We start from the raw sequence: 26,038 nt of genomic DNA on the forward strand, positions 1-26,038 counted from the left end.
GCCGCACTGCTTTCCTGTTGCTGATCGTTCGTCGATGTCACTCTTTGGGTTCTGAGCGTTTCCAAAGGGGGTGGACGACTTCAACTTAACAGCTTGGTCTCATATGCCGCACTCCGCCATGCAGGACGGGCTTGCATGAGTAGGTGCTGGCGTTCGAGCAGCAGGTGCAGCATCCCTTCTTGCCGGATGATCTCTGTCAGTGCTATCCGCGATTGTCTAGTGCAGATCGGAGCTTGATTGAACGGGCAATGGCTGCTGCGATAGCAAGTGGAGAAGTGGACGCTGCAGTCGGGGCGCGGTACGCGAATAATCTTGCCCGCTTGACAAATAGTCTCGGGGCTGAGGGGCTATCGATCTCTGGGCGCAATGGCGCTCAGCTGCGCGCCTACGTAAAGGCGGGCCACAATCGGGCAATGGTTGCCTAAGGCGCTGGATTGCTTGAATTGGTTCCGTCATCTCAGTGCGTCTGCAGAAGCGGCGAGCGCCCAGCGACATGACGGTCCGTCCGCCCCCCGGTCAAGCGTTGCCTTAGATACTCGAAATCCGTCGCTCACGGGCGGCCCTACAGCAAAACGTCTGCGACTGTTAGACGGCCACCCCACTCAATTGACGGCCTCATGCGCAGTTTGGTGGAGGTACCGCCAAGCCTCGTGTTGAACCAGGGGCGTAGGCGCTCGTCGACCCAGAGTGCTTCAACTTCGATCCCGTGCAATTCGCTCCAGGCGAGCTTCTTTCCTTGCTTGGCGACGGCGAATCGGACGAGTCGTCACTCTTGGATCTAGATGACTATAATTTCCCTGCAGGTGACCTTCGACGAATGCTGGAAGGTGAACAGTCGCCGCGAAATGAGCAGCCGCTGCCGAGTTTGTCTCTTTTATGCGCCCTCCGAGCTGGCAGCACGGAGACCAATGGGCGCCGGAAGAGCTAAAGGATGGAAAGCGTTTAAACAACGTGCTGCCAACCGTGTCTGAGCCGGAGAAGAACCTCACTCTTCGGGATGTAAACTACACTGCTACTATTGGGCCGCCCGGGTTCGAGCACGAGATTTTTTCCCCCCAGGATTTGAACAGGCTTGCCAACCAATTCTGGTAGGTGCCCTGCTGTACTTCTGGACGTACTACTTGGTGGCCCCTTTGGGGAATTTTGGACCTCTCGGGAGCAAGGGTGGCCAACGACAGTCTTCGAGGACGCGCTGGCCATCAAGTTTACAGCGCAAATCCATGGGCGCAGTACGGGCCAACGGATGCATATATTCGAGCGACACATCGCGGCCCTGCGGTCGCAAGCGCTTGCGGTGCTTGCAGCCAATCAGGTTCGCGCGGCCGATCAGTCTCTGAGTCTATCAGATCGCGAAGTTGCGACATTTGATGCCGAGGAGGCTCAGGCAATGGTAGACATTCTCGATAGCGTGAAACCCAATCTCGGGCCGAAGGAGGCGCGGAAGATCGCTGCACGCATACGCGCTCTTCTAGGGGCGCCGCGTGAGTGCCAACCGGTGCGGGTGGGATGCCTGTGAGACTTTCGCCAGCGAGTCGCACAGACTTTTTCTATTTCAACGGTAGCGCGCGTCTCGGTTGGCACGAGTTCCTAAGCGGCCGCTAATGTAGGACTTGCTCTGTTTCCCGACCAGCGTTAACCGTAGCCATGGTTTGGCTTAGGGGAGCACGGTGAGCAAGGCGCGCGAGTTTGTCGATTTCTGGATCGAGAATAGCATTCACCCTGTCGAGCAGTATCGGACTCCCGGCGCTTCGCAGGATGTGCCCGAACTTACTCAGCGCCTTGTCGAGGCCGCCAAAGGGCAGGGTATTTCCGAAGCCGACTTGCAGGCTGAGATCGGCGACATCTCAGACCACATCGGACACCAGCTAAAGGCCGCGAATAGGGCTGAAAGCGAAAGGCGGAAGCTTTCTTAGTCTTTGTCCACCTATGAACGTCCCCGGGTTCGAGGTTGAGTTCTTCGAACATTCGCTGCTGCGCAGCCGTCAATTCGACATCCAGTACTTCGGCAGTCGATCCTTCCGGGGCGGGTAGGACCAGCGTTAGCGCCTGGCTGGGCTTGGTTACCGCGAACCAAACCTGCGTTCCACCCTCCTCACCCTTCGCCTCAACGACCGTGAAGGACTTGTCAAACGACTCTCGCACGACAGCGCCAATCCTGTCAGCTAACCACTGGTTCCTAATCCGAGGCGCTTCGACCCCGCTTGACCTGTCTTAGCATATGATTCAACACGGTCGGCGGCTGCAGACCGGGAGAGGTCAACCACTCATTCATGCGCGAGGCTGTTTCCGCCTGCCGGGCTCGCCTGAGATATAGCTCGCGCTGGTTGCCGGGCGGCAGCTGTGCTCCGGCTTCCTTGAAACGAGCAGCCTCCTCGGCCAACGCTCTTGAAGTGTTTTCGTGTGCTTTGTTCGGGTGCGACGCTTGATGGTTATGGCGCGCTCCTTTCCGTGAGCGGAAGGCGGAGCGCTAACCGGGCGTTCTCATCACCGGCGGATGCCGAGGGCCTTGCGGCGATGGCGACTAAATTAGCCAGGGTTGTGGTCGGTTGCTACCCTGCAGCACTTGCCAAAGCTCACTCCTGAGAACTGTCGAATGCGATGTGCCGATGCACGAAAACGGACGGGGCGGGTTGATCATCTAGCCCGTCCTAAAGCTCCTCTGCCTATTCATCATCAAGCAGCCGCCGAAGCTCCCCTGCAGGGAACTGCTCTGGGTCGAAACTAAATTCTTAAGGGGCGAAGTGATCGTTCCCTAGTCCGTGGATCGCGTCGTGCAAGTCCTTTTCCAGTTGCTGAAGGTCCTCTGGAGCGACGGAGACCGGCGAGGGGCCGGGTTGATCATCGAGACGATCCAGTACTCGCCGAAGATCTGCGTGAGGGAGCTGCTCCGAATCGAATGCAACTTGCTCCTCGACGAAAGCAGACGTGGCGGGTTGATCAGCTCGCTCTTCAACAAGCTCCTGTGCGTCTTCATCCTCGAGCAGTCGCCAAAGCTCCCCTGGAGAGAACTGCTCTGGTTCGATGGTAAACTCCTCTGGATCAAGGGAAAACGAGGGGCCAGGGGGATCCTCCCATTGCCTTTGGAGTTCGTCACGCAATTCCTTTTCCAGCTGCTGAAGCTCCTCTGACGGGAGGGAAACTGGCAAAGGGATGGCTTCGTCATAAAGATGATCCGTTACGCGCCGAAGCTGCTCCTGAGCAAGCTGCTCTGGATCGACCGCGACCTGTCCTTCGAGGAGAGCCGACGGGACGGGTTGATTATCCTGCCCCGCCTGATGCTCCTCTTGCCGATTAGCTTCGTGCGACGCGCGGTGCTGTGCAGCGGCGCCGTCGATGCGTATCGGTTCCGTCAGTAACGCGCTTTCGGGATTGATGGGAGGCACTTTCTGGGGGCGAGGATTCAGCTTGGCGCGAGTGCGCCCCGGACGCACGATGGGCACGCCCGTCGACCGAAAGGTCCGCAGATGCTCTAATGCTTTAAGAAGTCTGTCGCTCTTGCCGAACTCGTGCAAGTCACCGCCCTCGGTCAGCGACTTGCCGTCCACCCGAGCAACAATGCTTGGTTTGCCTTTTGCGAAGAGCCAACGGCTATAGCCAAGAAGAGAACTTGCATATTGCTTCGCCGGGGTGGCGGTCATCCCGCCCTTGATGAGGGCCTCCTCAAGGCTCAGGATAGCGGGAGCATCCTCGGGATAAAGAGGCCGACTGTCCCACTGCGCCCGGATTCGGACGCCTGCTGAGGGGACCCGCGTTGCTCCGCTACTTCCTCCTGAAGCGGCGTTTGCGCTTGGCTGCCGGTATAGCACCACCTCTTCCAGATCGTTCAGCGTCCTCGGTCTCTTCGCTGCTCTCGATTGAGCGATGTCATGCTCATGATTGATGAGGACCTCTTCACTTGCCAGGAGATTGCTCCTGGCACGTGCATCCATCGCCGGGGATTGCTGGCTATCGTTAGATGTGTTTTTCGCTGATGGGAGCGCGCGCGATCGCCCGCGAGAAACTAAATGGTCGGGTTCATGATACGCACGAAGAATGCTTACGCCTGTCTTCATGGCCATGTCTTTCAGAAAGTAAGTATTTGCGTGAGCAAGCAAGGACGCGTGGTCCTCTAAATCAGTCGTTTGGCCACGAGCGCGCAGATCATTCGCCAGTCGACGAAGTGCCTGAGTATAGGAACTGACCGTGCTCGGTTGCAGGTTTTTCTGAGCCGCATATTGAGCAATCGCCCTGTCGATAAGGTCCCGGTCTTCTGTAGATAGATGAAGATAGTGGTCGCGAGCGCCGACGGGAGCGGGATCTGCCTGCCTTGCCTCGGCCAAGTGCTGCTCAAAGCGATCTCGTGCGGCCGGGCTCGTCTGCGGCGCTTCCGAGACGGCGTCCTGCCCCTGCGACCAAGCTGGTACGTCAAATGGGTCAAAATCTTGCGGGTCCACGCTAACCTCACCTCCAGGATCACCTGAACAGGTCTCTGTAGTCGGGCAAGCTTTCGAGAACCTGACCTGGCCATGGTTCCGTACTGGGAGTTATTCGCGATGGCCAACCCTGGAAATGACGGCGCTCGGGACCAGCCTCTCCTCAACAATCCGCCCCGATCCTCCCTGGAGAACTAACGACATCCTTTTCCGTAATCTCTTCCAGCTGGCGTCCCGTCACATCAGACTTGACGGGCTCGTATAGCGGAGATGCAGGCTGATCCCTTCAAAGAGATCGCGAAGCTCAGGTCCCATGCGTCACGAGAAGCAGGAACAGAAGGGCGCTTGCGATGATCAGAAGAATATCAACGTAGATACCAACAGATTGAGCGCGTGTTCCGTTTGGCGCGTGTGTGTGATGATTGTCGGGTTATGAATGTATGACAATCCGACGCTTGCATATATCCCCGGAGCGAGATGCGCGGTGTATGTCCCCGTGATTGCTGTGGTCTCGCGGTGCGCAAGCTGGCCTTTAGCCAGAGCAGCATCCACTGCAAGCTTGCTCCAGGCAGTGTTGGTCGCAACGAGAGCAATTAGATCACTTGGCCGACTATCAAAAGCTCCCTTCGCATAAAGACGAAGCTCGTAATACCGGCTGATCCTGTTGAGGTCAGGTGGAGCCCCCATGACGGAGAAGCCGCCGTAGATGCCGCGAGACGGCGACCCAAGGGCGTCACTCTGCCAGAGCTGCCTGTCCGCAGCGATGTAGTGAAAATTATTCCCGCTCTCCCTTTGTTGCTTGGAATCCGCCAAATTCGTGTAGCGGCTACTGTTGAAACCAAGGCCCGCCCGCAGCCACGTGTCGGATACGCCGGCGGCAGCCTTGCTCTTGTAGCCGGCTTCTTCAACGAGAAGGATGCCTGCATTGGCCGTGCTCCAGTTCAAGCCGGTGGGATTCTCCGTTATCTGGGCATAGGGACCATCTGGACTGATTGAGCGCTGGACAGAGACCTTGTTGTACAAGCGATCGTCAAAATTGTACTTCAAGTTGACCGCCGGCGTGGGCGCGGCATTGGTGCTCATCCCTGCCTGGAACAAAGCAGACATGTTCGATCCTGTAATCCCTCCGAACAATATGCCGGTGAACTCATTTTGGTTTCTGAGGTAGCCAAGCTTGAGTTCTAGCGTCCTGTCGAAGAAAGTCTGGTAGTAGGCGAGCGTATTGATTCCCACTCGATCTGGTCCCGGGCGATCCCACGTCCAGTATTGCTGCTCGGCTCCTACGACAATCTGTCCGTCGGCAATGCCAAACCGGCTGAGATCGTAGGTGATGATCATGAGGTTTACCGACGCGAAGGTCGGATTTTGGCCCATATAGAGCTGGTTTGCGATAGTGCTTCTGGCCGCATTCGGCAGCTGGTTGTTTACAAAGCTGTTGTGTGTCCAGCCGACGTAACCGATGCCGACATCTGCCAGCGCCGATCTAACGCCGTCCTTGTCCTGATCAATCGTGTCCGCAGGGCCAGGTATGTTGAACCACAACCCTTTTTCACGCAGCTTGTCGTACCTTTCGAAGGGATCGATCGTCTTTTGCGGTCTCGTCTGAGCACGCCTGCCCGCATTGCCGCGCCTCTCGAAAGGCACTCCGGGACTTGCTGCTGGCGCCGGGGCAGGAGGGCGGATTGCCCGATGAACCAGGTCGATCGGGAGCTTTGCGGCCCGATCGGAAGTGTTTCCTTTCTTGCCGGTCTGATCCACAGGGTGGTTACGAGGATCAGGTCCGCTCGCGGTTTGCGCCAGGACGGAATTGCCGACCAGACAAGCCGCTAGCGAAAATGCGATAACGAGCCCAGATGGCTTTTCGCGCGGTCTGAAATTGAAAGAAAGTGCTGCCGCAGCCGAGTATGTCCGACGCGAGCTCGTCGCAAGAAGGCAATCACGCATGGCGTACTTCGGGTCCATGTCTGCCGGCCATGATTAGATTGGACTGCGGCCTGATTGGCCCACAGTGAGCTCCCGGCGTTTTCGCGTCCGAGGGCGAGGGCGACGAGACAGAACTCGATCCATCCGAAGAGAGTCACTCAGGCTTGCTGAACCTCTCAGCTCGCGGCGCGATGATGATCTGGTCCGAAACTCTGCTGGTGCATAACGCCGGTGCGCCGAGGGCCAGAGGAAGGGGCTGGCTCGGCAAATGCTCACGACGAGCGCGCGGGGGCTTGCTGTCCCGGCCACCGAACGTTGCGAATCTCCGCTCTGCTCACTGTGAGTGGAGCGAGTCTGGCGCTGTCGCGCATCCGCATCGAAGGCGGCTTTCTGAACTAAACGGCATCTTCCGGAAAGCAAGGCTCGCCGTGCAAGAGGCTTGCATTCACGACGCGCTTTAGCGATGTGGTTGTCAGCGAAACACGCGACAATCGCCAGGCTTGAAGTTGCCCGCGCGGCAACCTCACCGCAACATCCAACGCCATCGGCGCGGAGAGCGCAGGAATCAGCCATCGAGCAGCTTTGGCGTGTATCGGCGAACAGTTGCTGGCTGCCGTGAGCGCGGCAAAACCTGTCTTGCATCCGAATCCTTGACGTGTGCGGCGTTTGTTGGTCACGCTTGCCACGTCCCTGTCATCTCGAACAATCTGCCGGAATTGGTAGTTGACCAGATACAGTGTTTGCCATTCCAATCGACCATTGCCGTGGTCTCGTCGCCGTAAGGGGGCTCCATCGAACACACTGCAGGAATGAGTGAACGATTTGCATTCGTGCCGTGGGAAAGAAAATCTCCAGGGTTCTTCTGAATGGTAAAAAAATGCTGCGCCATCGCCGGCTAAGATGAGTACCGTTGCTTGCTGGCGACGCTATCATGGAGAACGCGCGCAAATTGTCGCGTTGCGTTGCTCAAGAAGTAGCGTTTCATAGGAGCAGGGCAGCCGATCGGGGCTCGGCAAGATTGATTATTGTCGACGCTGGCAGCTCCTGGAGCGCGTGAGCATCGCAGCCTATCGCGTCGACAAACAAGCCTACTGAAATGGGATCTTGGGCGAGGGACAATGGACTTGATTGATCAAGCGGCCGCTTCAGACTTGCGGCCGCTCTTGCGCGGTCCGTCAAGACGGATTCTCCCGGTTTTGGTGCTCCCGCTTGTCCTCGTCAGCTCGTGTGCTGCTGGCGTCTGGCTTTGGGCTAACCTTGAAGCGTTTGTCGAGAAGCCGGAAGCCCGGGACTCAACGATGAGCCTGTCACTGGAAGACAGGGCAGCCTTGTTTGAGATAAACTGGGCACAGCAGAAAACCGGCGACGAGATCGCAGTACTCAACAGCCGGATCAATGCCCAGCGGGATGACCTCAAAGGGATCCTGGATCAGATCACCATGCTGACTTCGCGGATCGATTCGCTGCAGAGTTTAACACCTGTCCCTTCTGCTGCGTCCGAGCCACCTTTGTCGCCAGCCCCGGCTGCTTCGAGCGTCGCCAGGAAACGCTTCGGGCGGTCCAAACCACAGGGGCCTGTTTCCGTCGGAGGCGCGCCAGTGATCGCCGGACCGAAGACAGCCGAGCCTTGAGGTCTGAGACGCTGCAGGCGTGGTCAACTGTGCTCGATGAGGTGGACCGTAGCCTCGCAAAGCTGCCTCCGGCCGTAAAATACACGAAGCTTGTGCAGGCGCCCTCGTCTCCAGCGGCATGTCGCTGAGGCCGTCACTATCATCGAGCGCACTCCAGGACAGGTGGCGCAGAGCACTTTCCGCATGATCGAGCCGTGGCCCTGAACGGCGGCACCCGCTGCGCCTTCCTTTAAATCAGCTCTCTTCTATTCAGTCCCGCCAGTTTTGAGATCATATCTGAAAGGTCGTGTCATCACACCGCCGCTGCATCTTCGAAATCTGGCCTGTCTGCCCGAGGCGCTTCCTCGGATCGCTCCCTCGCGAAGAGCTTAGAGGTTGGGATCTGCTCACATGCGTGGCTTAGTTAATAGGAATGCGGTCGAGATAAGTGTCGAACGCGGCAGCAACGGCGCGAATGACAAACCGGTGCTCCTGCTTGACTCGAATGAATCCCTCTTCAATCTCCACTATCCCGTCTTCTGCAAGCATTCCCAGGCGGTCGGCCGAATCGAGAAGAGGAATCGGATCAAATCCGTGAGCAGCACAAATCCCTGGTACGTCGGCCTGCAAATCGCACATCAGACGCTCGATGATTGCGGCGCGGAGGCGATCTTCGGCGGTCAGACAGTAGCCTTTTGAGGTTGCCAGACGGCCAGCCTGAATGTGTTGGTGATAGGAAGCAGTTGCGATCTCGTTCTGGACGTAACCGTCACGCAGGCGGCCGATGGCTGACGGACCTAAGCCGATCACGGTTTTGCAGGTATCAGCCGAATAACCCAGCGAGTTGCGGCGCAGCCGACCAACTTTCTGCGCCAGCGCGAGCTCGTCGTTGGGCAGCGCGAAATGGTCGAGCCCGATCTGGCGGTAGCCGGCCGAGACCAAGGTATCGGCAATGGCCGCGGCTTGCTCAGCGCGGGCGACATTGTCCGGCAGCGCCGTCTCATCGATCTGGCGCTGACGTTTCATATAGGAGGGGACGTGAGCATAGCCGAAAACCGCAAGCCGGTCGGGCCGCATGGCCAGAGCCGTCCGCGCGGAGTCCACGCAGGACCGCACCGTCTGACGCGGCAGTCCGAAGAGAAGATCGAAATTGATGCGGCTTATTCCATGCTGGCGAAGACTTTCGACGACAGAAGCCGTCTGCACCTCGCTCTGGACGCGGTTGACCGACCTTTGAACCACGGGGTCGAAGCTTTGCACGCCGATGCTCGCGCGGCTGACCCCGGCCGCTTGTAACGTTTCAACCATCTCGGCCGTGAACGCACGCGGGTCGATTTCTATGGCGATGGTAGCTGATTTGCTGAACGCGAAGCAGCGGCGCAGGCGTTCCATCAAGGCCAGGAAATCGGTCGGCGCAATGGTGGTCGGCGTCCCGCCACCGAAATGCACGTCGCTCACCGGCAGAGCGGGCGGCGCTTGCTCTGCGACCAAGCGTATCTCATCCTGCACCGCCGCTAAATAATCGCGGATCGGTCGCTCGCTACGAGTGAGGCGTGTAGGGAATCCGCAATACCAGCAGATCGAGCGGCAGAATGGAACGTGGAGGTAGAGCGATACGGGTTCGTCGCGCGGCAGCCGCCTCAACCATGTCTCAAAAGTCTTTGGACCGACCGCCGCGGAGAAATCTGCTACGGTTGGGTAGATGGTGTACCAAGGCAGGCGAGCATCGCAATACTTGTTCAGGAGGGAGGACTGCAAGGCTTAACTTCCCCATGCTCAAACAGCACGAAGCTGGCCGATGCCCTCTCTTGTGTCTTTGCGTTATGTCAAACGCGCCTACTACTCCTGAGATCTGGTCCTGCTCTCGATGTCACTGCCAACGCAGCTTAGCGGCCGCTAGTCCGAGTGCGAGCCGCTCCTGAACGATTATCAGGAGGGCTCATGAACCTGAAAACACCCGCGGCGGGCGCCGCGCATCAGCCCACCCGAACTGCAATCGCGAGATTCACCTCACCGACTGTCTTACGGCTCCCTGAATGAGGCGACCCGCCGGCGCTTTCAGCAAGAATTGGCGGACAAGCATGCCGAGGTTGCCCGCAAGGCCGAGGCCTTGCGCCAGGAGCAAGGGGCCACCCAGCGCGAGCAGATCGAGGACCAGGTCGCCGAGCGGTTAGCTGCCGAGCGAGGCCAGCTCGTCGCCATGGAAGCGAAGGAGGCTCGAGACGCTGGGGCGGCCGAGCTGCTGGCACAAACTGCCGAAGCGGCCGAGCTTCGCCAAAAAACTGGAGTCAAACAATGCCAAGCTTCCCGAGGCGCAGCAGGCTCAGGCCGTGCTAATCCGCAAGCAACCGGCCCCTTGATGAAGAAGAAACGTGAACTCGATCTGGGCATCGAAGAGCGCGTACAGGTCTCAATCGGCGACACAAGGCCAAAGCCAGGCACGAAGCTGACGAAGCCACGCGCTTCGGTGTGCTCAAGAAGGATCAAACGGTTGAACTGATGGCCCAAACGATCGAGGAGTTGGAGCGCAAGGCTGAGCAGGGCTAGCAGCAATCCCAGGGCGAAGTGCGCGAGCTCGAGCGCGAAGCGCTGCTTCCAGCCGTTTCCTAGGACACGATTGAGGCGATCGGCAACAGAGAGCTGGGCGCGGACGTCGTCCAGCAGGTGAACGGTTCGATCGGTCGTCCAGCCGGTATCATCCTTCGGCGAATCCAAGAACCCGAAAGCATGGAGCGATGGCTGGCGGGGAGGCGAGTGGCGTCTCGCAGCTTACCTTCGGTATGCGCAGCACCTCTCCGCAGATGCGAGACGAATCGGATGCCTCCGTCCAAGGCCGGCGCGTCGAGGAAAATAAGTTGATAGCTAGATGATGACCGCCAAGTGCGCGATCATACAACGTGACGCTACGTGCGATTCAAGTCCTTTGGAGCAGCTCACGAAAACATTTTTGAACTTCAAGTATAAAATGCATGAGCCTCAATTCCGCCACGCTGCTTGTCTCATTGCCGCAAGCATCATCACGGATGTACTGATGATGTTGGGGCGGACCCGGCGCACTTTCAACCCGGCGAAGTGCGTCGGGGCGCCTTGGTTCGGCGGCGTGCCGTTCCGGCTCCAATGCAGCTCACCACCTCACAACGCTCGCCCGGAGCGCAGCTTCGCAAATGCGATCGGCGGCTCGGCGCTCGACAGAAGAAGGACGATCCGGTCAGTATTCTGTAAATGCTTTCCCGAGCACAATAGAGCCACCGGCAAGCGTCTTGGCATCGATGAAAGCAGATGCGGCCGCAGAATTATCCAGTGTACGGCTTTGTTGCGGTTGAAGAGCCACGTAGAAAAGTCGCGACAGCAATGTTGAGCGCAAGTGCCGGCGGGCGCATCTCTGTCAACGCATACCAGAAAAACGCCAGCCGTCCCCATCAATTGCCAAGGTTGGTACTTGACTGGGCTGCGAGAGGGCTGCGCTTGCGGCACTGACGGTTGGAGTCGAGGCGGCTGCCGAGAGGAGCTGCACTTTTCTTGATCTAGGTCCTCGTGCCGCGGCTCGCACAAATGACGCTGTCGCCTTTCTTCCCGATGTCATGATTGCTTCAATGCACTTACTGCGGAACCAACCGTCCGCGTTTCAAACCTCTGTTGCAACTTGATTTCCGCAAAATATACAGTTGGTACGACACTTGCTGGTCTGACCCGGGGTCCTCTCCCTTCTGGAGATGCGCATGCAAAGTATCCTCTGCATCAAGCAGGTCTCGGGACGACGCGTATCCATTGCGCCTTTGACGCGGCCATTTTCTGGCCCTTCGGTTCGTTTGCGCCGGACCTGCCGGACGGACCGGCTGAGACGCCGGGCAATCATGCGAGTATGGCTTCTGCCTCGGCTGTTCCGAGTTGCTCATCGATCGCGTCCCCGCCGCCATCATAGGACGGAGGATCAGCCGACGGTCAGCGATAGCAATTCGCAAGATAGGGAAGAAAAATGACGCTCATGATGTCTTCGTCGGCAAGCAGAGAATCGATGCCGACAACGCGCGGGTCAAGTCCGGCACCGCCAAGCGCATCGGCGTGCTCTATCTTACCTGTATCGCGGAGTTCAGTGGCCAGTTTCTCCTCGTGCTCGGCCTTGAGACAAAGCGAAGCGTCGTTCGGACCGGACGCTGGTTTCTCGCCATCCAATCTGAACAGGGCCGGGCCTCTAGCCGCCAGTATTGTTTGGTCCGTGTCGCCAGCTGAGCCGCCACAGCCCTCGGACCTTCCATCACTTCCGGCATCAAAAAGGCGATTCAGCCTTGGGTCCGCATCGATGGCACAGACCATCAACACGGATGACGGCGCGATGATCTCCGATTTGGCAAGTGCGTCATCGGCGAGCTGGACCGATCACTTTGTATGTGCAACGGCGCTTCGATTGCGGCGTGCCGTTCAGCCTCTGACCAGGGATGGTGACGGCATCTCGGCCTGTTTGACGGGACGATCATACCGGCGCAGCTGGCGGCAGGGCAACGCTTCGGGAAAGGCCTCTGACGCAGAGTGCGAGCGCTCAGACTTCACGTGAACAAACCCAAGAGTTCAGGTCATGGAATGGAATTTGGCTCCGCCTGAAGCAAGCGCAATCGAACACGATGGCGGGGAGCTCGATCGTCGTACTGAGGCGCCCATCATGGACCTCTTTAGCTTCACCGAATGCGCGAACCAGACTCATTCACTCAGAGCGCTATTCGAGCTTCTTGTAGGCTGTGCCACCAAGGAAGGCTTCAGTGAAGTCGCATACGGCGCTCTCAACTTCGTTGAGCCACTTCGGCTGGCGGAGTACCCAGCCCCGAGTGTGGCTGTGAAGTGGCCGCCAGACTGGTGCGACCGATACTTCAAGCGCAAGTACCATACTATCGATCCGGTGGTCCGGCGGACCCCGATGCTTTCGCGGCCGTTTTTGTGGGATCAACTCGCCGACTACTATCAGCTTCAACCGGACGAAAGACGCGTACTGGACGAGGCGAGAGAGGCGGGGCTGAAGCACGGCATGAGCGTACCGTTGTTTGGCCCCTTGGGGCGCATATCTGTGGTGTCGTTTGCATCCGCGTTCGACGATGCTGATCCTCAGGACCGCATCGGTCATCTCAACGCGCTGGCCTGGCAGTTTCACACCGCCTATGGCGACATCGCTCGTCCCTGCGATAATGGTTGCGAAAGAAAAGTGGCACTATCGCAGCGAGAGATCAGTTGCATGCGGTGGGTGGCAGAGGGGAAATCGTCATGGGAAATTGGGAAGATCCTGGGAATCAGCGACAATACAGTCAACTTTCATGTCAAGAATGCAATGCGCAAGCTGGGTGCAACCAGCCGAATTCAAGCGGTCGCTATTGCTATTCGCCTCAATGTTCTTTGAATTTTGAGAACGGGGCACTAACAGCCAAATCGTAAGCTTCTGGCATGTTGAGCATGGCACCTTCGGCGACCTCGCAGGTACGACGCTCCTTGAGCAAGTCCGCTATCTCACGCTGCGTGAGGTTGTGGGACTTCATGAGATCGATGAATTGTCGGATCGACTGACCTGGTCCCCCGGTCTGTTGGCGGCATCTCGGCCACACTCCAGCCAGCCTCTGGATCCATTACTTAGACGAGCTCGGAACTGGTGCTTCGGAACTGGGGCGGGGGTGCCGCGGGGGAGAGGAGCATCTGACGTAAGAGCCCCGACCGCAGTCGGAGGCTCCCGATTCACGCAACCGCGTGGAGTTCTCTATTTGGCAAAGGGCGAGCCAAACTTGTAATTGAGCCGTGCCGTGATGAGATCGACATCCTGGTGCACGCGATCCGCGCCAAGAGCCGCTGGGAAGCTTATGTTACTGCGTTGCATGAACAAGTGGTTGTACTCGACGCCAGCTGACCAGTTCGGCGTGAGGCTGACTTCGGCACCGGCGCCCAGCACCCCACCCCAACGCACATCATTGCTGTTGGCAAGCTCGGTGCGAGAAGCGACCGAGTTGAGGTGATAGGTGTTGCTGGTCACCGCAGCACCACCCTTCCCGTAAAGTAGGACGGCATTGAACGCGTAGCCGATATGCCCCGTGAGGAGACCGAACGCATCCGTCGTGGTGCCAACGGTGTTTGCCGGAAAGGCGGTGCTGACATTGGAGCCGCTGAAGTCGGCCCAGTTGCCCTGACCTTCGATGCCGTAGACCATGTTGAAGATGTGCCAACGATAGCCAATCTGGCCGCCAATGGTCCCGCCAGTCGAATTATGGCAGCCCTCAGGAGTGACGCCATTGAAATCCCAGCAATTGTGGCTCGTTCCCCAACCGCCATTGACGCCGATATAGTAGCCGGACCAGTCGATAATCGGGGCTGCGACCGGCAGCGGTGGCGCCTTGACCTTGACGGGCTGCCCGGCCAAGTCCGTGCCGAATGCCGGAGCGGCCGCACCGAGTGCGCCGATGCTTGCAGTCAGAATCAGAATCTTTTTCATTTCGAGTGTCGTTTCCTTTCGATGCCCCCCGGCGCCGTGCGTTTAACAATATGATCGCGAATTGCTGTAACTGTCGCACAACATGTCTTCGAAAGAAGTGGGTCCAATCGTACGCCGCGTCAGATTGTGGAGCGCGCAACTTGCCATTCACTGCCTCGACCGAAATGCTGGGGCCATGACACTGGTCGCTTCGCGCAGATGCTTCTTTGAACACGATTCGTTCGTGATGGCCTGTGACGGGACGCAGTGCTGCGAGCTGTTTGGCTCCCTCTGTCGCTGACTAAGCGAGCCAGGCTGCGCCAACACGTCCCGTGCGTGCTCGCTATTCAGAGAGTTCGACAAATGAAGACCGCTGATCGAGGACGCCTCTCGTGCGCTCAAGCTCATTCTTCCGGCAGGACGGTCGTGCTGCCGCTTGCAATCGTGAGCGATGCGGCGATCAGCGATCACAGGCCTGGATCGCTTAGGCTCAGGACCTATCGCAAGTGTAGCACGATGTTCCTACCTCGACCTCGATCGACGGATGTCAAGGAGCAGATGTGGCTGTGCTTGACGAGGCTCTTGCTTGAACTTGCGCAAGCTCGTGCCTAGCCAAAGACAAAGGTCAGGAGAGGAAACAGTATGGCTTTTCCTAGCGCCAGCGAATATTGGCGCGGCTGTCCCGTCTCGTCGCCGACTTGCTCTGGGTTCCAGGTGACTGGTCTGGGGTCACCAGAAGAGCTGCATAGGCGACAGTCGTCGCGAACGTGCTCGTCTTCAGCGGGGCTGAACATGAGGATTAAGGTCAGCTCCACCACGCTCTGCCCCGGTTGTTTTCCCGCCGCATAAGGTCTCCAAGAGCCTTAACAAGCCAAACTCATGTGGCAGTAGAGGTTAAAGCGCCTTATTGCTCGGTCGACGGCGCCAGTTCAGCCCGCAAGCTGCGTATCGCCTCGTTAGCCAGATTCAAAGTATTCCGTTCGCCCTTCTTTATCGAAGACTCAAGGAAAGTGCACAACCGGCTACGGAGGACCGTCTTGCGATTATGCGCCAGAAACGGATCCTTCTCAACAAAGCGCCAGGCTTTATCAAATGCGACGCTCACGATAGCATCTTGCATCTGCACTTGCTCGGATAAAAACTGATCCATCTCAACACTCCACGACGTCCTGATACAAGGAAGTACCTTCGCAAAAGCAAACCGAGAGTCTGCGGCTTGTCCCAGCAAGTAAGACATCAGAGCCGCAGTACGCTCGGACATCGAGCTGCTCTCGATGCTTCAATGAATTTATAGATGTTTGTTGAAGTTCCGATGACCCCGAATGTCGTATTGCCAGGCGCATTCGAATAATTCTGAAGCGGTTGAAACGAGCTCGCGTTGTTCGCGCGCGTTCGTTGCCGAAGTGCTCTTGTTGCTCGGTATCGGTCAATAATTGCGGTTCTTCTTCCTGCAGTCGGACGATCGGCGCCATGCCAATCACGACTCAAGCCGAACATCGATGAAAATGGATCGTTCCGCTCCTTTCGCAGTCTCTAGCTAAGAAGCGTTTCTGGAAGCGTGTGGCGTTTTCCGGCCACTGCTTGTTTGCTTTCTGACATGTGTCCGCCGGCCGTTGCTCGACCCCGCGCAGCCTCCTGCTCTCGGTGCGGGCTCCAGCTTTCGAGCATGGCGGCGAACAGTTGTGATATGGAAAAGCCAGCGGAACCGGCGCGCTTACGGGACGGTGAGCCCATAAACGCCAAGTCGTCGATCCCTGGTGCGTACGGCCGTAGCAGTCAGCCCAGCGATGAACGTTCGATAAGATCAACCGCAGAAAAATCTAAATGAAATCTCAGTCCGCTGCCGCACGTGACAGAATTAGTTTGGCGATCTTCATTTGGTTGGCGCGAGTTCGGAGCACTGCCGGTAATGCCGCCACTGCCTGGTCGAGAAGGCGTCCCAACACCTGGAGGTCTTCGGGGTAGTAAACGCCACGGTCTCGCGACAGTCGCGTCGTTCGCCGGTCGCCGGCGCGGCCCCCGGTTCTCGTGTCGCCGAGCTGGCCGAGCTCCAGTTCCGCCGTAATCATTTGGTTTGTGAGTGCGTTCAGCAGTCGGATTGCTTCGAGCTCGTTGCCTTCTTCGCGTATGAGGGCGGCCACGATGTCGAGTTGCAGGTCGATGCGATCCTCGAGGTTCTCTGTGCGTGAATTGGAAGGGTCAAGTTCCACGGTCGTGCTCCAAAGTAGTTAAATGCAGGGCAGCAGGCTGAGTAACGGTTGTGCTCGTGCTTCCCGTTCGCGAGACGGCAGATGCGGCGATAAACGAATGGCTGCTGCACAAGGCAAGGTGCGCACTCACAGTCGCCGAAGGGAGAGGGTGGCAGGCATGTGCCGCGAAGAACCGCAAAGGCGGAATCGAGCGTAGAGAACTGCGAACAGCGTTGTAGATAGGCCGTCATTTGATTGGTCCGTCGAGCCGGTCCAGCGCGTCGAGCAGTGGCAGTGACTCCAGCCAGCGGGGACACACCGCTGATGACGGCAAGCCGAGAAGCGCCGCCCGAACTGCTGCGGGATGCTTGCGCCTGACATGGCGATCCAGGCGTAACCGGAGGGCTCGCCAGCAGAATCCATACAGAGCGTTTGGCGCTGGACGAAGCGGTTTCTGAGGATGCGCCGTTAGCTGGTCCAGTCCGGTCTCCTCATCATGACACAAAATTATGTCCCAGCTCATGGCATGCAACCCAGAAATAACATCCCCTATATACGTCTGCGGTTTCTCTCTGCATTCGCTGACAGGCGATGCCTGGCAGGCTGACGGTGCGGATGGGCTCCTGGAAGCTGGGCGCGCTGAGATACAAGACCGGCAGATCGCGCACGTCCACCACTCGTTCCGATAGTGATGTAAGGATTGCGGATATGGGATATCCGCGTCAGGGTATGATCGAAGAGCGCCAGCGCATAGAATGAGATAGAGTGGCGTCAGTTTGTAGGAAGTGGGTGTGGGTGCCGCCCGCCGACGAAGACTGAGGACGCGAGCAGCGTGAGAATCCACGATCACACGCCGTACGGGGGTGGGCAGTAAGATCGAGAGGCTGGTCTCATCACACGGATCGACATCAGTGCCTCGTGCTGGCCGGAGAATATCTGTCTTGCACTTGGCGCAGTCAGATGGCTGACCGCACTGCTTTGTTTGAAGGCCGCGACAGCGGCGGATTGTCGACGCTGCCCGCCTGGTCAGGGCGAAAAGTCCAGCCCGCACCGGTGGAGAGGGCAGTTGGCCTGCCGGAATTCTATGCAGCGCACGCATTTACCTCGGCCTAGCAGTGTGCGTGAGAGCCAATCTTCTCGGAGGGCCGTAGTATGATGGCAAAGGGGGAGGCGACAGCGCGATACATTGCCCGCCAGACGTTGCGATTGGCCATCCGACCGCATTTGCGCCGCACGTGCGTCGATTCGAAAGATTGAGGGGTGTCGTCGGGGAGGCCACCACGATAGGCTTGGATCGGCCTGCGACTATGCTGAAAGCAAAAAGGGTCCATTGTCACACGACATTCGTGAGAAGTGCTTTCCGGAAACCGGCGATCGACTTATGGGGTATTTGGCTGAAATTGGTAAAATCGAAAGTGTTGATGGGATGCATTCAGTTCGTGGATCGCGCACGCGAGTAATCTCATCGCCGAGATCGAAGGCGGGTTAATTAGATGTTCCGGCCTTCTTGGTTCGGTGAGTTTAAGGGCCATTTAGGCGAGCCTGCTGATTCGTTGACCTGCCATGATTGAGAAGACAAAAAGGTCGCAGCCGGTGACCGCTTGGCGAATACCTCTAAATTGGACTCCAGATGTCACGAAGGTCCCACAAAAATCCTCAATCCCCGCAAGCCAAAGAGAAAGCCATGAAATCTCGACGGCGACTATCCACCAGTTCCCGCCTCCGGCAAATGCAGGATGACCCTGAGCAATCGCGGGCCTTTTGAAAAGGCCCGCGAGATCGAAGCGAACGAAGAGCGTTCGGCTGCGGATGAGTTGATAAAGCGGTTCGCAAACACTCCCCAGGCCAAGGCTCGTTGCCGAAATAGGAGCGCCAGGCGGTCAGATATCGCCGATTTTCTCCAGTATGACGTGTACCGGACTACCCTCAACCATGAGCGCCTGTGGCTTCCCATCTGAGAAGTCGGCAGGCCCAATCGAGCGTCAGGGAATTGAGCGCGGGTTACAGGCGTAGCGCCGATTGGCGCTTATAGGTTGACAATCCCCTTTATGCGACCGCCTTGCTCGATGTACGTCCCACTATAGCGAAGGTTTCCGACGTCGACCCCGACCATCCTGCCGTTCCCGACGTAGACGGCACCGCCACCAGTTCCGCCCATGCCGACAAAGTTCATTCCGTAAATCGCGCTCACAGCGAAGAATTACCTTCGAAAGCAGAGTTTCATGTGTCCAAGTAAGAAGAAGCGGAGTCAGGAAAATTGACGGCTCGATCGCTGCCATTGAGGCTGACGATCGCCTTTGCGCCCAGGGCATTATCCGCCAAAGCTGTCGAGAATTTGAGCTTTGATTGCGGTTGCGGTGTACAGGGAAATCTCCAGCGGGAGGTTTCCGAATGCAAGCTGGCAAAGCAAGTAGTTGGCACCTGCCTCTTCCATCTGGTGAAGAAGGATCTGTCGGACGGAAGCTGGCGTTCCAACGACGCACAATTCGCTCTCAAGTGCTGCATCGAATGTCAGCGGAAGGGCGGGCGGCGTCGGAATAGTATTCAGCTCGTAAAGAAACTTAAAGTTCTCCAGCCATCGTCGATACGCAGTTTCGGCCGCCGCATGGGCGTCCCGGTCAGACTGCGCAATCACGACCATGCGGGCCAGCCCGAGAAATGGCTCGCGGCCGTGTGGTGTTGAATTGTGGGCGCGATGGGAGCGGTAGGCATCGGTAACTTTCCGGACAACACAGGCGGGACCTATGCACGCCAGATTGGCACCATTTGCAGCGGCCCACTGCGCCGCCTCGGCCCGATTGCTCGCAATCCAGGTCGGCGGATATGGACGTTGTCGAGGCCTCAAGGTTAAGGGTATTTCGCTTAGCTCAAAGTGGTGTCCCTGATAAGATAGCGTATGACCCTTCAGCGCAATAGACAGGATTTCACTGGCTTCCGTATAACGGCTTGGTGCGGCGTCTGCACTGATCCCGAAATAGCCCCATTCAATCGGCTGGGAGCCGCGGCCTATCCCGACCTCGAGCCTGCCGCCGCTCAATTGGTCAAGCATGCAGATCTCCTCGAATGCGCGCAATGGATGATAAAGGTTGAGCAACAGGACGAGCGGACCAAAGCGTAATCGCCGGGTGCGCTGCGCGACGCTTGATAGAAACAGGTTCGGCGAAGGCCCTCTGCCATGAGGTGTGCAGTGGTGTTCGGCCAGGTGATACGCGTAGAAGCCGAGGAAGTCGCAGACCTCGGTCAACCTGAGACGATCTTCATATTGTCGTGCGGCATCTCGGCCGTCGTCATCCAAATGGTCGAAAATGCCGCACGTTAGTCTTGAAGGAAGGCCACTCTTCACTCGATCAATCTCCGATTATGGGCCAGGTGGCGAGTCTTGGCTGCTTTCATGCCATCGCTCTCATAGAGGTCTCGTTCGTCACCGCTTAGCGCGTTTCTCTTGGGTCCGTGAATCTGAACTTGCACGATGTGAGTGGATCACGAGTGCGCAAATGCCGGTCCGGCCGTTACTTTGATAGGAGCTGGCGAAGCGCCTCCACCCGAGCATGTGCTCGACCAGAAGCATCGTTAGCCGCTTCAGAGTTCCTGTGTCTGCGAGCCAGATCAGCTCGGCACGGCTACTATTTGTCTATCATCGGACGTAGCGTCTCCTCCAGGTAGAGATCGGGTAGCTCTGCGAGCGCTGCAACGAACGCGGCAAACGCTCCGAAAGCTGCAAGTATAAGAGAGCTTGCGAGTATCGCTGCTCCAACGACCTGAGGGCGTCTCATCATCCGTCTCACTTTGGGTTTGGGGACACGGCGTTGATGCCAATCACTTCTGCTCAACAGTTTCAACACGGCCGTCGCGCCAGCGATAAACCAGAAAACCAGGAGCCGCATTGTCTCCCTTTGTATCGAACCGGACTGGGCCGATCACGGAATCGATCGGCCGTGAACGAAGTGTGCTGGCGACGCGCGCAGCGTTGAAAGAACCGGTCCGGTTCACCGCCTCTGCCCATGCTTGCACCGCTGCATAGGCGTAAAGCGTGTAACCTTCAGCGGACAGGTTGGAAGCTTTGAGTCGGGCCACCACGCCGGCCGCATTGGCATTCCTGGTGGGGTCCGGCATGAAGGTAAACAACGCGCCATTTCCAGCGCTGCCGGTAATGGCCCAGAATTCAGAGGTCATCAACGGATCGCTCGCCATGACGATGAGTCCCGCTCTTGCTTCTGACGCCTGGCGTACAAACAATCCGATTTCGGTATGATAGCCGCCGATATAGGCGACGCGCACCCGATCCTTCTTCATTCTTGAGACCAGCGCCCTGTGATCCTTTTCACCAGCTACATAGCTTTGCCGAATGACCTGTTCACCGAATCTCTGAAGCTGTGCCTCAACCACGTCGGCGATACCCTTGCCTGCGGTGCTCTTGTCGTCGAGCACTGCGATCTTATGGTTAGGGTAGTTCCGGTGAATGTACTCAGCGGCAACGGTGCCCTGTTGGTCGTCGCGGCCGCAGATCCGAAAGACGGTCTCAAGGCCGCGTTCTGTTAGCTGAGGATTTGACGAGCCTGGTGATACCTGAATGATGCCTGCTTCGGCGTAGATGTCTGAGGCGGGAATCGACGAAGAAGAACAAAAATGGCCAACGACCAACCGGACCCGCTCTGTTGTGAGCTTATTCGCGACTGCGACAGCTTGCTTCGGGTCGCAGGCGTCGTCGGCGACACTCAATATCACCTTGGTATCGGGAAGTAGGCCCGAAGCGTTCAACGCCTCGACTGCGGCAGCCGCACCATCGCGCATTTGCGCGCCGAACGCGGCGCTGCTTCCGCTCATTGGGCCAACCACGGCGATATTGACCTCCGAGCCGCGCGCAGCCGAAGCGAGAGCCCAGAAGAGAAGCGCTGCACTCACAGCAGAAGCGTAGCGTCCATTGAACATTGTAGAGCTCCCAATGCTCACCTGAAGTGAACCCGTCAGCAGCTGTGATCAGACGTGCCTCAGGTCGAGGTTGCCTGCCAGGCGAAGCTTGCGTTACGATCGGCAGATCGCGACCACGGTAGAGTCTACAATTTGACGTTACGTGCGGTTCAAGCCTCTTAATGGGAGCCTCGATCAATGCGTCAGGGAGCGCGGATCGGCGAGGTGATGACGATCTGTCCGGTTGTGTCCATAAAACTGTCGGCCCCCATCAGAGCCGCCGATCAACCAAGCGTCATCGCGTTTACAGATTGCCAGGGCCGATCGGCAATGCCGCCGGCTGAGGACGTCAGTAGGGCTGATCCTCCAACCCGCCTAGGGCGAGATCAAGATATTGCATGAGGCAGGGATCCCAACCAGCCAGACTGCGGGGGGCGCTTAATCGTGCAAGCACCTTCAGAATCATCGAAACGCGTGAATCGGCGCCGGCGATTTCGCTGATCAGCAAGCGTGCTGCAATCGCGACAGCCTTTGCCCGCTCGCCGCAAGGATGCTCGCCCCGATCCATACAATCACGCAGATCGTCGCGGATCCGCCGCCAGCGCTCCTCGCGATCTGCAGCTAACTTGCAGGTGCATCGGGACGTCTGACTACGCGTCTCGACGCGCGACATGGCATTGAGGGTGGCAGGCAGCTCATCCACACTGACCTGGATCTCACTGTCGATGGTCATGTTGCGCAAACGATCTCGCAACAGAGTTGCTCGAGCGACTTGAAGTTCTATCCGCTCTAGATGTTTGCGCAGAAGGTCGGTGAGTGAGGTCGTGCCCTCCATAGCTTTACGGATCTCGACAAGGGAGAAGCCAAGCTCACGTAGCGCTCGAATCTGGTGAACCCGTTGCACGCTTTCGCGGTCGTACATCCGGTGGCCGCCGTCAGTACGCTCTGAAGCTGCTAGGAGCCCCGTGTGTTCATAATGATGCAGCGTGCGTACCGTTACTCCGGTCGCCTCTGCAAGTTCGCCAATGCGCCATCGACGCCTTCGTGGTGTAGCTTTGCTCATGTTGTTCAATTTCAAAGCCTACAACCTGACGTCACGTATGATTCAAGCTATTTCAAAGCTCTAGCTGGATCGTCTTCCATTCCAGCGCGAGAGTGGTGACTATCCTCAGAATGGCGGGGGATCAACCCTGAGGGGAAATGGTGATCAACAAGTTCGTCAGGCATGCCAGTTGAGCCTCGCCAGCCGCTGTACGCTCCAGGATGAGTTTGGCGATTGCTGTGCGATTTTCCGGATTTCGCATCGATGGGGGTAGCGCGGTGACCGCACTATCATAAAGGCTTCCCAGGACGGAAAGCTCTTCCGGATCGAACACCCCGCTGCATTGCTCCAACGTTCAGCTCCTCGTGTGTCATTGCGTCATGGCAGCGCAGGTCGTCAAGACGTTTGGCTGCGGTAGGGCCAAAAGAAGTCAGACCCGCGGCGCGAAGCGATGTACTCCAGGGTGATGCGACAGGGCAACACGCGTGCGCGACGCTAGCTTCGGCAGTGCAACAGATCGTGGTCATGTCAATCGATGTCCACCACGCTTACCGTGCGTGGAGATACGACTTCGAAGAAGCCGCATCGTCTCCGCTCATCGGAAGCCACTACTGATTGAGAGTTGACGACGACAGCTCAGCGCCCACCTGCTGTATCGAGGCAGGTGCGTCCGGCGGCCCGGTGCAACGTACGTCCCTGTCTCTAAGACCAGGTCAACAGTCCGAGCCGCCACTCGCACTCCGAGCCTAATGCCAACGGGCGAAAGACCTACAGACGTCGTCAAGATAGCCGTCCACTGCGACGATCTTTATAGAGCGGCCATGAGTTCGAGCCAGGTCTTGTACGTTGAGACATTCGTTGGGATATGAGGTTCGCAGATTGTGCGGAACGTCCTTACGGCAACGGCGAGACAGATTGTGCGAAATCTCCGGCAGTATCCGCTCGTTCCGAAGTGCATATAATGGAGGGCTCTTGAGCAGTTGCCATGCGGGTAGCCTCCTGTAACAATATCTCTCGCATCCAGAGGCTTTCGGGGTCGCTATTGTGAAGCACGGGCCATTGGACCGCCTCAGTGAAGGCAGGGAATGGCTGCGGAAGTTCGGCAATCCGAAGGGGCATCGTTTTTTGAAAATGTTTTACAAACCCCAATGGCATCGTCCCTATGCGGTTCGTGCCTACCAGCAGGGGCGGGATCATGCTGAAGCTCTGCACGAGAATGTCGATGCGCCGATTGAGGCCGAGATCGAGTAAGGATTCCTCGACCGGCGTCTTGCGCGCACCTCCGAGCTTAACCGCAACGTGGCCCATCGACATATACCGATCAAATGTAAGCCGCCGTAGCAGTTGGCTGTTCGTGCAGCAACCTACGCAGACGAGTCTCTCCTCGAATAGGGCCGCCCTGGGGTGCGCGCCGGACATGAATAATTCCGGCAAGATAACAAAATCGACTTCACCACGGCGGAGAAGCTCATCGTGCTCATCGGTGAGTGCCACCAGTTCGAAGCTGACGGCGGGTGCTTCTCGCGCGACGCGCTCCACGACATTTCGAAAGAATACGACTGTCATAAAATCAGAAAGGCCGATCCTGAATCGTCGGCTCGATCGAGCTGGGTCGAACACGTCCCGCGCGATAATTGAGAGCTCGATGTGCGTCAGAGCCTCGCGCACGGGAGCTGCGAGTCCTTCCGCGCATGAGGTCGGGACAAGTTCCCGCCCCCTCATCCCAAACAGCTCATCATGGAAATAGGAGCGCAGCCGGGCAACGGCTGCGCTCATGGCCGGCTGACTAAGGTTGATCTTGCGTGCCGCTGAGGTGAGGTTGCGCTCAGTCAGTAGAGCATCCAGCGCGACGAGAAGATTTAGATCTAGACCTTTGAAACGCATGTCTTCATCCGGCACAAACGCAATTGAGGCGCATACAACGAGCGGCGACGGGTGCGTCTGAAGCCGTCCTACCGGCTCGCCCGAATGGACATCGGTTCCATCGTGCGATCGCGAAGAGACGCTCGTGAATGACCGCAAGAATGGAGTGCACGGCGGTAGGCCGACCAGCACCGGCCGGAAACCGTCAGGAGTCCCGAAGCTGATCGGTCTCGCCGCTTCCGGCGAGCCACGAAACAGGACCCGGTCAGTTGGTTAATGGCAGATCAACCCAGTGTCCCGCCAGCACCGTGAGTTCGCCAAAGCACCCAGTCGACGGCCGCGTAGCGCAGCGTTAGTCACGGCGGCCAAGCTACAACCTGACGCAGTGTGCGATTCAAGCGATTTTATCGGGCAAACCAAACATTATTGTACCGGAGGAGGCCTGTTCTGCCGCGATAGTGCCGGGCGTCGGCTGTTTGCCGTGCAAGCGCATCAAGTCACGTGCGCGGCCACGACGCTCACCACTCGGCAAGTCTTCCCAACCGTTCGCTGTCTCTGCAGCTTCGCCCCAGAGAGGTTGAAGTGACGAAAGCGGCCGAGCACGTCGAAGGATTGTTAGCGTGGGAACGTGCCGAGAGGGGCTTGTGGTGAGCCTAGCAGCGCCTGCGAGTTGGAGGCTCCTGATGCTCAGATGCCATGTTGGATGCTTCCTCCAGCAATATCCGCCGCATCCAAATGCTCGCCGGGTCGGTATTGTGGAACGCAGGCCACTGCACAGCCTCTGTGAATGTGGGCAGAGGGAGCGGTGGTTCGACGATTCGCAGTGGCATCCGCCTTTCGAAGTGTCTGGCAAGTCGTAAGGGCATTGTGCCGATACGGCCCGTGTCTAACAATATGGGCGGAATCAGGCTAAAGCCCTGCACGACGACCTCAATTCGTCTCTTGAGGCCGTGCTCAAGCAAAAACCATTCTTCGAGGTTTGGTCTCAGCGCCCGCCCGAACTTGGCCGCAACGTGCCCCATTGAAATGTATTTCTCAGACGTGAGCTGCCGCGATAGCTGCTTGTTCGCGCGGCATCCCACGCATACGAGGGTCTCATCGAACAGGGTCGCCTTAGGGTGCGCGCTCGACATGAACAGTTCCGGCAGAATGAGAAAGTCGACCTCGCCCCGGCGGAGCAGCTCATCGGGTTCATCGGAAAATGGCAGCAATTCGAAGCGCACCGCGGGAGCTTCCTGTGCCATACGGTCCACAATTCTGCGAAAAAAGACGATTGTCATGAAATCGGACAGAATGATTCTGAAGCGACGGCTCGACTGGGTCGGGTCGAACGCGTCCCGTGATATGATCGAGAGTTGGATGTGCAGCAGGGCCTCGCGAACTGGACCTGCAAGCGCCTCCGCGCCAGGTGTCGGGACGAGCTCGCGACCTCTCATGGTAAATAGCTCATCGCGGAAATAGGTGCGCAGCCGCGCGATCGCAGCGCTCATAGCGGGCTGGCTCAGGTTAATTTTGCGCGCCGCCGCTGTGAGGTTGCGTTCCGTCATCAGAGCATCGAGCGCAACGAGAAGATTTAGATCAAGTCCCTTGAACCGCATGTTGTGAGTCTATCCATCGTGTGGATGTGTTCTATCGAAACAATCGATTTTACC

General features: G+C 57.9%; 18 protein-coding genes. 5 read left to right on the forward strand and 13 right to left on the reverse strand.

Features of this window, described 5'->3' with window-relative positions; translation table 11 throughout:
• Positions 1-1,667: 1,667 nt before the first annotated feature.
• Entirely contained in the window at positions 1,668-1,913 is a 246-nt protein-coding gene (locus tag ACVIIV_RS16295; protein WP_456745058.1) for a hypothetical protein, read from the forward strand.
• Between the two features lie 816 nt (positions 1,914-2,729).
• On the opposite strand, the gene ACVIIV_RS16300 is transcribed toward ACVIIV_RS16295, so the two are convergent.
• The 3 genes from ACVIIV_RS16300 to ACVIIV_RS16310 form a co-directional block, all read right to left on the reverse strand.
• Complete coding sequence (locus ACVIIV_RS16300; RefSeq protein WP_456745059.1) at positions 2,730-4,433, reverse strand: hypothetical protein; 1,704 nt, start codon at positions 4,431-4,433, stop codon at positions 2,730-2,732.
• A 333-nt stretch (positions 4,434-4,766) separates the two neighbouring features.
• The gene (locus ACVIIV_RS16305) at positions 4,767-6,374 is read right to left on the reverse strand and encodes a carbohydrate porin (RefSeq protein ID WP_456745060.1); all 1,608 of its coding nucleotides are present in this window, start codon (positions 6,372-6,374) and stop codon (positions 4,767-4,769) included.
• A gap of 356 nt (positions 6,375-6,730) precedes the next feature.
• The gene (locus tag ACVIIV_RS16310; protein ID WP_456745061.1) at positions 6,731-7,012 is read right to left on the reverse strand and encodes a hypothetical protein; all 282 of its coding nucleotides are present in this window, start codon (positions 7,010-7,012) and stop codon (positions 6,731-6,733) included.
• Positions 7,013-7,633: 621 nt separating this feature from the next.
• Here ACVIIV_RS16310 and ACVIIV_RS16315 point away from each other — a divergent pair.
• Entirely contained in the window at positions 7,634-7,966 is a 333-nt protein-coding gene (locus ACVIIV_RS16315) for a hypothetical protein (protein ID WP_456745062.1), read from the forward strand.
• 399 nt (positions 7,967-8,365) lie between these two features.
• Here ACVIIV_RS16315 and hemN read toward each other — a convergent pair whose 3' ends face one another.
• Positions 8,366-9,703, reverse strand: coding sequence for an oxygen-independent coproporphyrinogen III oxidase (gene hemN / locus ACVIIV_RS16320; protein WP_456745063.1), 1,338 nt, complete (start codon positions 9,701-9,703; stop codon positions 8,366-8,368).
• Between the two features lie 310 nt (positions 9,704-10,013).
• Between hemN and ACVIIV_RS16325 the strand changes: the two genes are divergently transcribed.
• Together ACVIIV_RS16325 and ACVIIV_RS16330 are read left to right on the forward strand one after the other, a co-directional pair.
• Positions 10,014-10,445 (forward strand): hypothetical protein, encoded by a 432-nt coding sequence (locus tag ACVIIV_RS16325; RefSeq protein WP_456745064.1) that lies wholly within the window; start codon positions 10,014-10,016, stop codon positions 10,443-10,445.
• Between the two features lie 366 nt (positions 10,446-10,811).
• A complete protein-coding gene (locus ACVIIV_RS16330) occupies positions 10,812-11,303 on the forward strand; it encodes a hypothetical protein (RefSeq protein WP_456745065.1) in 492 nt (163 codons plus the stop codon).
• 584 nt (positions 11,304-11,887) lie between these two features.
• On the opposite strand, the gene ACVIIV_RS16335 is transcribed toward ACVIIV_RS16330, so the two are convergent.
• The gene (locus tag ACVIIV_RS16335) at positions 11,888-12,118 is read right to left on the reverse strand and encodes a hypothetical protein (protein ID WP_456745066.1); all 231 of its coding nucleotides are present in this window, start codon (positions 12,116-12,118) and stop codon (positions 11,888-11,890) included.
• Between the two features lie 484 nt (positions 12,119-12,602).
• On the opposite strand from ACVIIV_RS16335, the gene ACVIIV_RS16340 reads away from it, so the two are divergent.
• Positions 12,603-13,328, forward strand: coding sequence for a LuxR family transcriptional regulator (locus ACVIIV_RS16340; RefSeq protein ID WP_456748742.1), 726 nt, complete (start codon positions 12,603-12,605; stop codon positions 13,326-13,328).
• A gap of 351 nt (positions 13,329-13,679) precedes the next feature.
• Here the strand turns inward: ACVIIV_RS16340 and ACVIIV_RS16345 are convergent, their stop codons facing one another.
• From ACVIIV_RS16345 to nodD1, 8 genes are all read right to left on the reverse strand, one after another.
• Positions 13,680-14,405 (reverse strand): outer membrane protein, encoded by a 726-nt coding sequence (locus ACVIIV_RS16345; RefSeq protein WP_456745067.1) that lies wholly within the window; start codon positions 14,403-14,405, stop codon positions 13,680-13,682.
• 883 nt (positions 14,406-15,288) lie between these two features.
• Complete coding sequence (locus tag ACVIIV_RS16350; RefSeq protein ID WP_456745068.1) at positions 15,289-15,534, reverse strand: hypothetical protein; 246 nt, start codon at positions 15,532-15,534, stop codon at positions 15,289-15,291.
• Between the two features lie 682 nt (positions 15,535-16,216).
• Positions 16,217-16,594, reverse strand: a complete 378-nt coding sequence (locus tag ACVIIV_RS16355) for a NolY (RefSeq protein ID WP_456745069.1) — start codon at positions 16,592-16,594, stop codon at positions 16,217-16,219.
• 2,290 nt (positions 16,595-18,884) lie between these two features.
• Positions 18,885-19,916: an LLM class flavin-dependent oxidoreductase gene (locus ACVIIV_RS16360; RefSeq protein ID WP_456745070.1), complete on the reverse strand. Its 1,032-nt coding sequence runs from the start codon at positions 19,914-19,916 to the stop codon at positions 18,885-18,887.
• Positions 19,917-20,389: 473 nt separating this feature from the next.
• The gene (locus ACVIIV_RS16365) at positions 20,390-21,502 is read right to left on the reverse strand and encodes a branched-chain amino acid ABC transporter substrate-binding protein (protein ID WP_456745071.1); all 1,113 of its coding nucleotides are present in this window, start codon (positions 21,500-21,502) and stop codon (positions 20,390-20,392) included.
• A gap of 328 nt (positions 21,503-21,830) precedes the next feature.
• Positions 21,831-22,544, reverse strand: coding sequence for a MerR family transcriptional regulator (locus tag ACVIIV_RS16370; protein ID WP_456748743.1), 714 nt, complete (start codon positions 22,542-22,544; stop codon positions 21,831-21,833).
• 873 nt (positions 22,545-23,417) lie between these two features.
• On the reverse strand, positions 23,418-24,407 hold the full coding sequence (gene nodD2 / locus ACVIIV_RS16375) for a transcriptional regulator NodD2 (RefSeq protein ID WP_456745072.1): 990 nt from the start codon (positions 24,405-24,407) through the stop codon (positions 23,418-23,420).
• A 632-nt stretch (positions 24,408-25,039) separates the two neighbouring features.
• A complete protein-coding gene (gene nodD1 / locus ACVIIV_RS16380; RefSeq protein ID WP_456745073.1) occupies positions 25,040-25,984 on the reverse strand; it encodes a transcriptional regulator NodD1 in 945 nt (314 codons plus the stop codon).
• Positions 25,985-26,038: the final 54 nt, after the last annotated feature.

It is taken from the genome of Bradyrhizobium sp. USDA 4354 (genome assembly GCF_054060315.1).

Coding starts and splice junctions, on each gene's coding strand:
- ACVIIV_RS16315 (WP_456745062.1), top strand. CDS start 7,634: ATGAGCCTGTCACTGGAAGACAGGGCAGCCTTGTTTGAGATAAACTGG.
- ACVIIV_RS16365 (WP_456745071.1), bottom strand. CDS start 21,502: ATGTTCAATGGACGCTACGCTTCTGCTGTGAGTGCAGCGCTTCTCTTC.
- nodD2 (WP_456745072.1), bottom strand. CDS start 24,407: ATGCGTTTCAAAGGTCTAGATCTAAATCTTCTCGTCGCGCTGGATGCT.
- ACVIIV_RS16340 (WP_456748742.1), top strand. CDS start 12,603: ATGGACCTCTTTAGCTTCACCGAATGCGCGAACCAGACTCATTCACTC.
- nodD1 (WP_456745073.1), bottom strand. CDS start 25,984: ATGCGGTTCAAGGGACTTGATCTAAATCTTCTCGTTGCGCTCGATGCT.
- ACVIIV_RS16350 (WP_456745068.1), bottom strand. CDS start 15,534: ATGGATCAGTTTTTATCCGAGCAAGTGCAGATGCAAGATGCTATCGTG.
- ACVIIV_RS16345 (WP_456745067.1), bottom strand. CDS start 14,405: ATGAAAAAGATTCTGATTCTGACTGCAAGCATCGGCGCACTCGGTGCG.
- ACVIIV_RS16305 (WP_456745060.1), bottom strand. CDS start 6,374: ATGGACCCGAAGTACGCCATGCGTGATTGCCTTCTTGCGACGAGCTCG.
- ACVIIV_RS16330 (WP_456745065.1), top strand. CDS start 10,812: ATGATGACCGCCAAGTGCGCGATCATACAACGTGACGCTACGTGCGAT.
- ACVIIV_RS16370 (WP_456748743.1), bottom strand. CDS start 22,544: ATGAGCAAAGCTACACCACGAAGGCGTCGATGGCGCATTGGCGAACTT.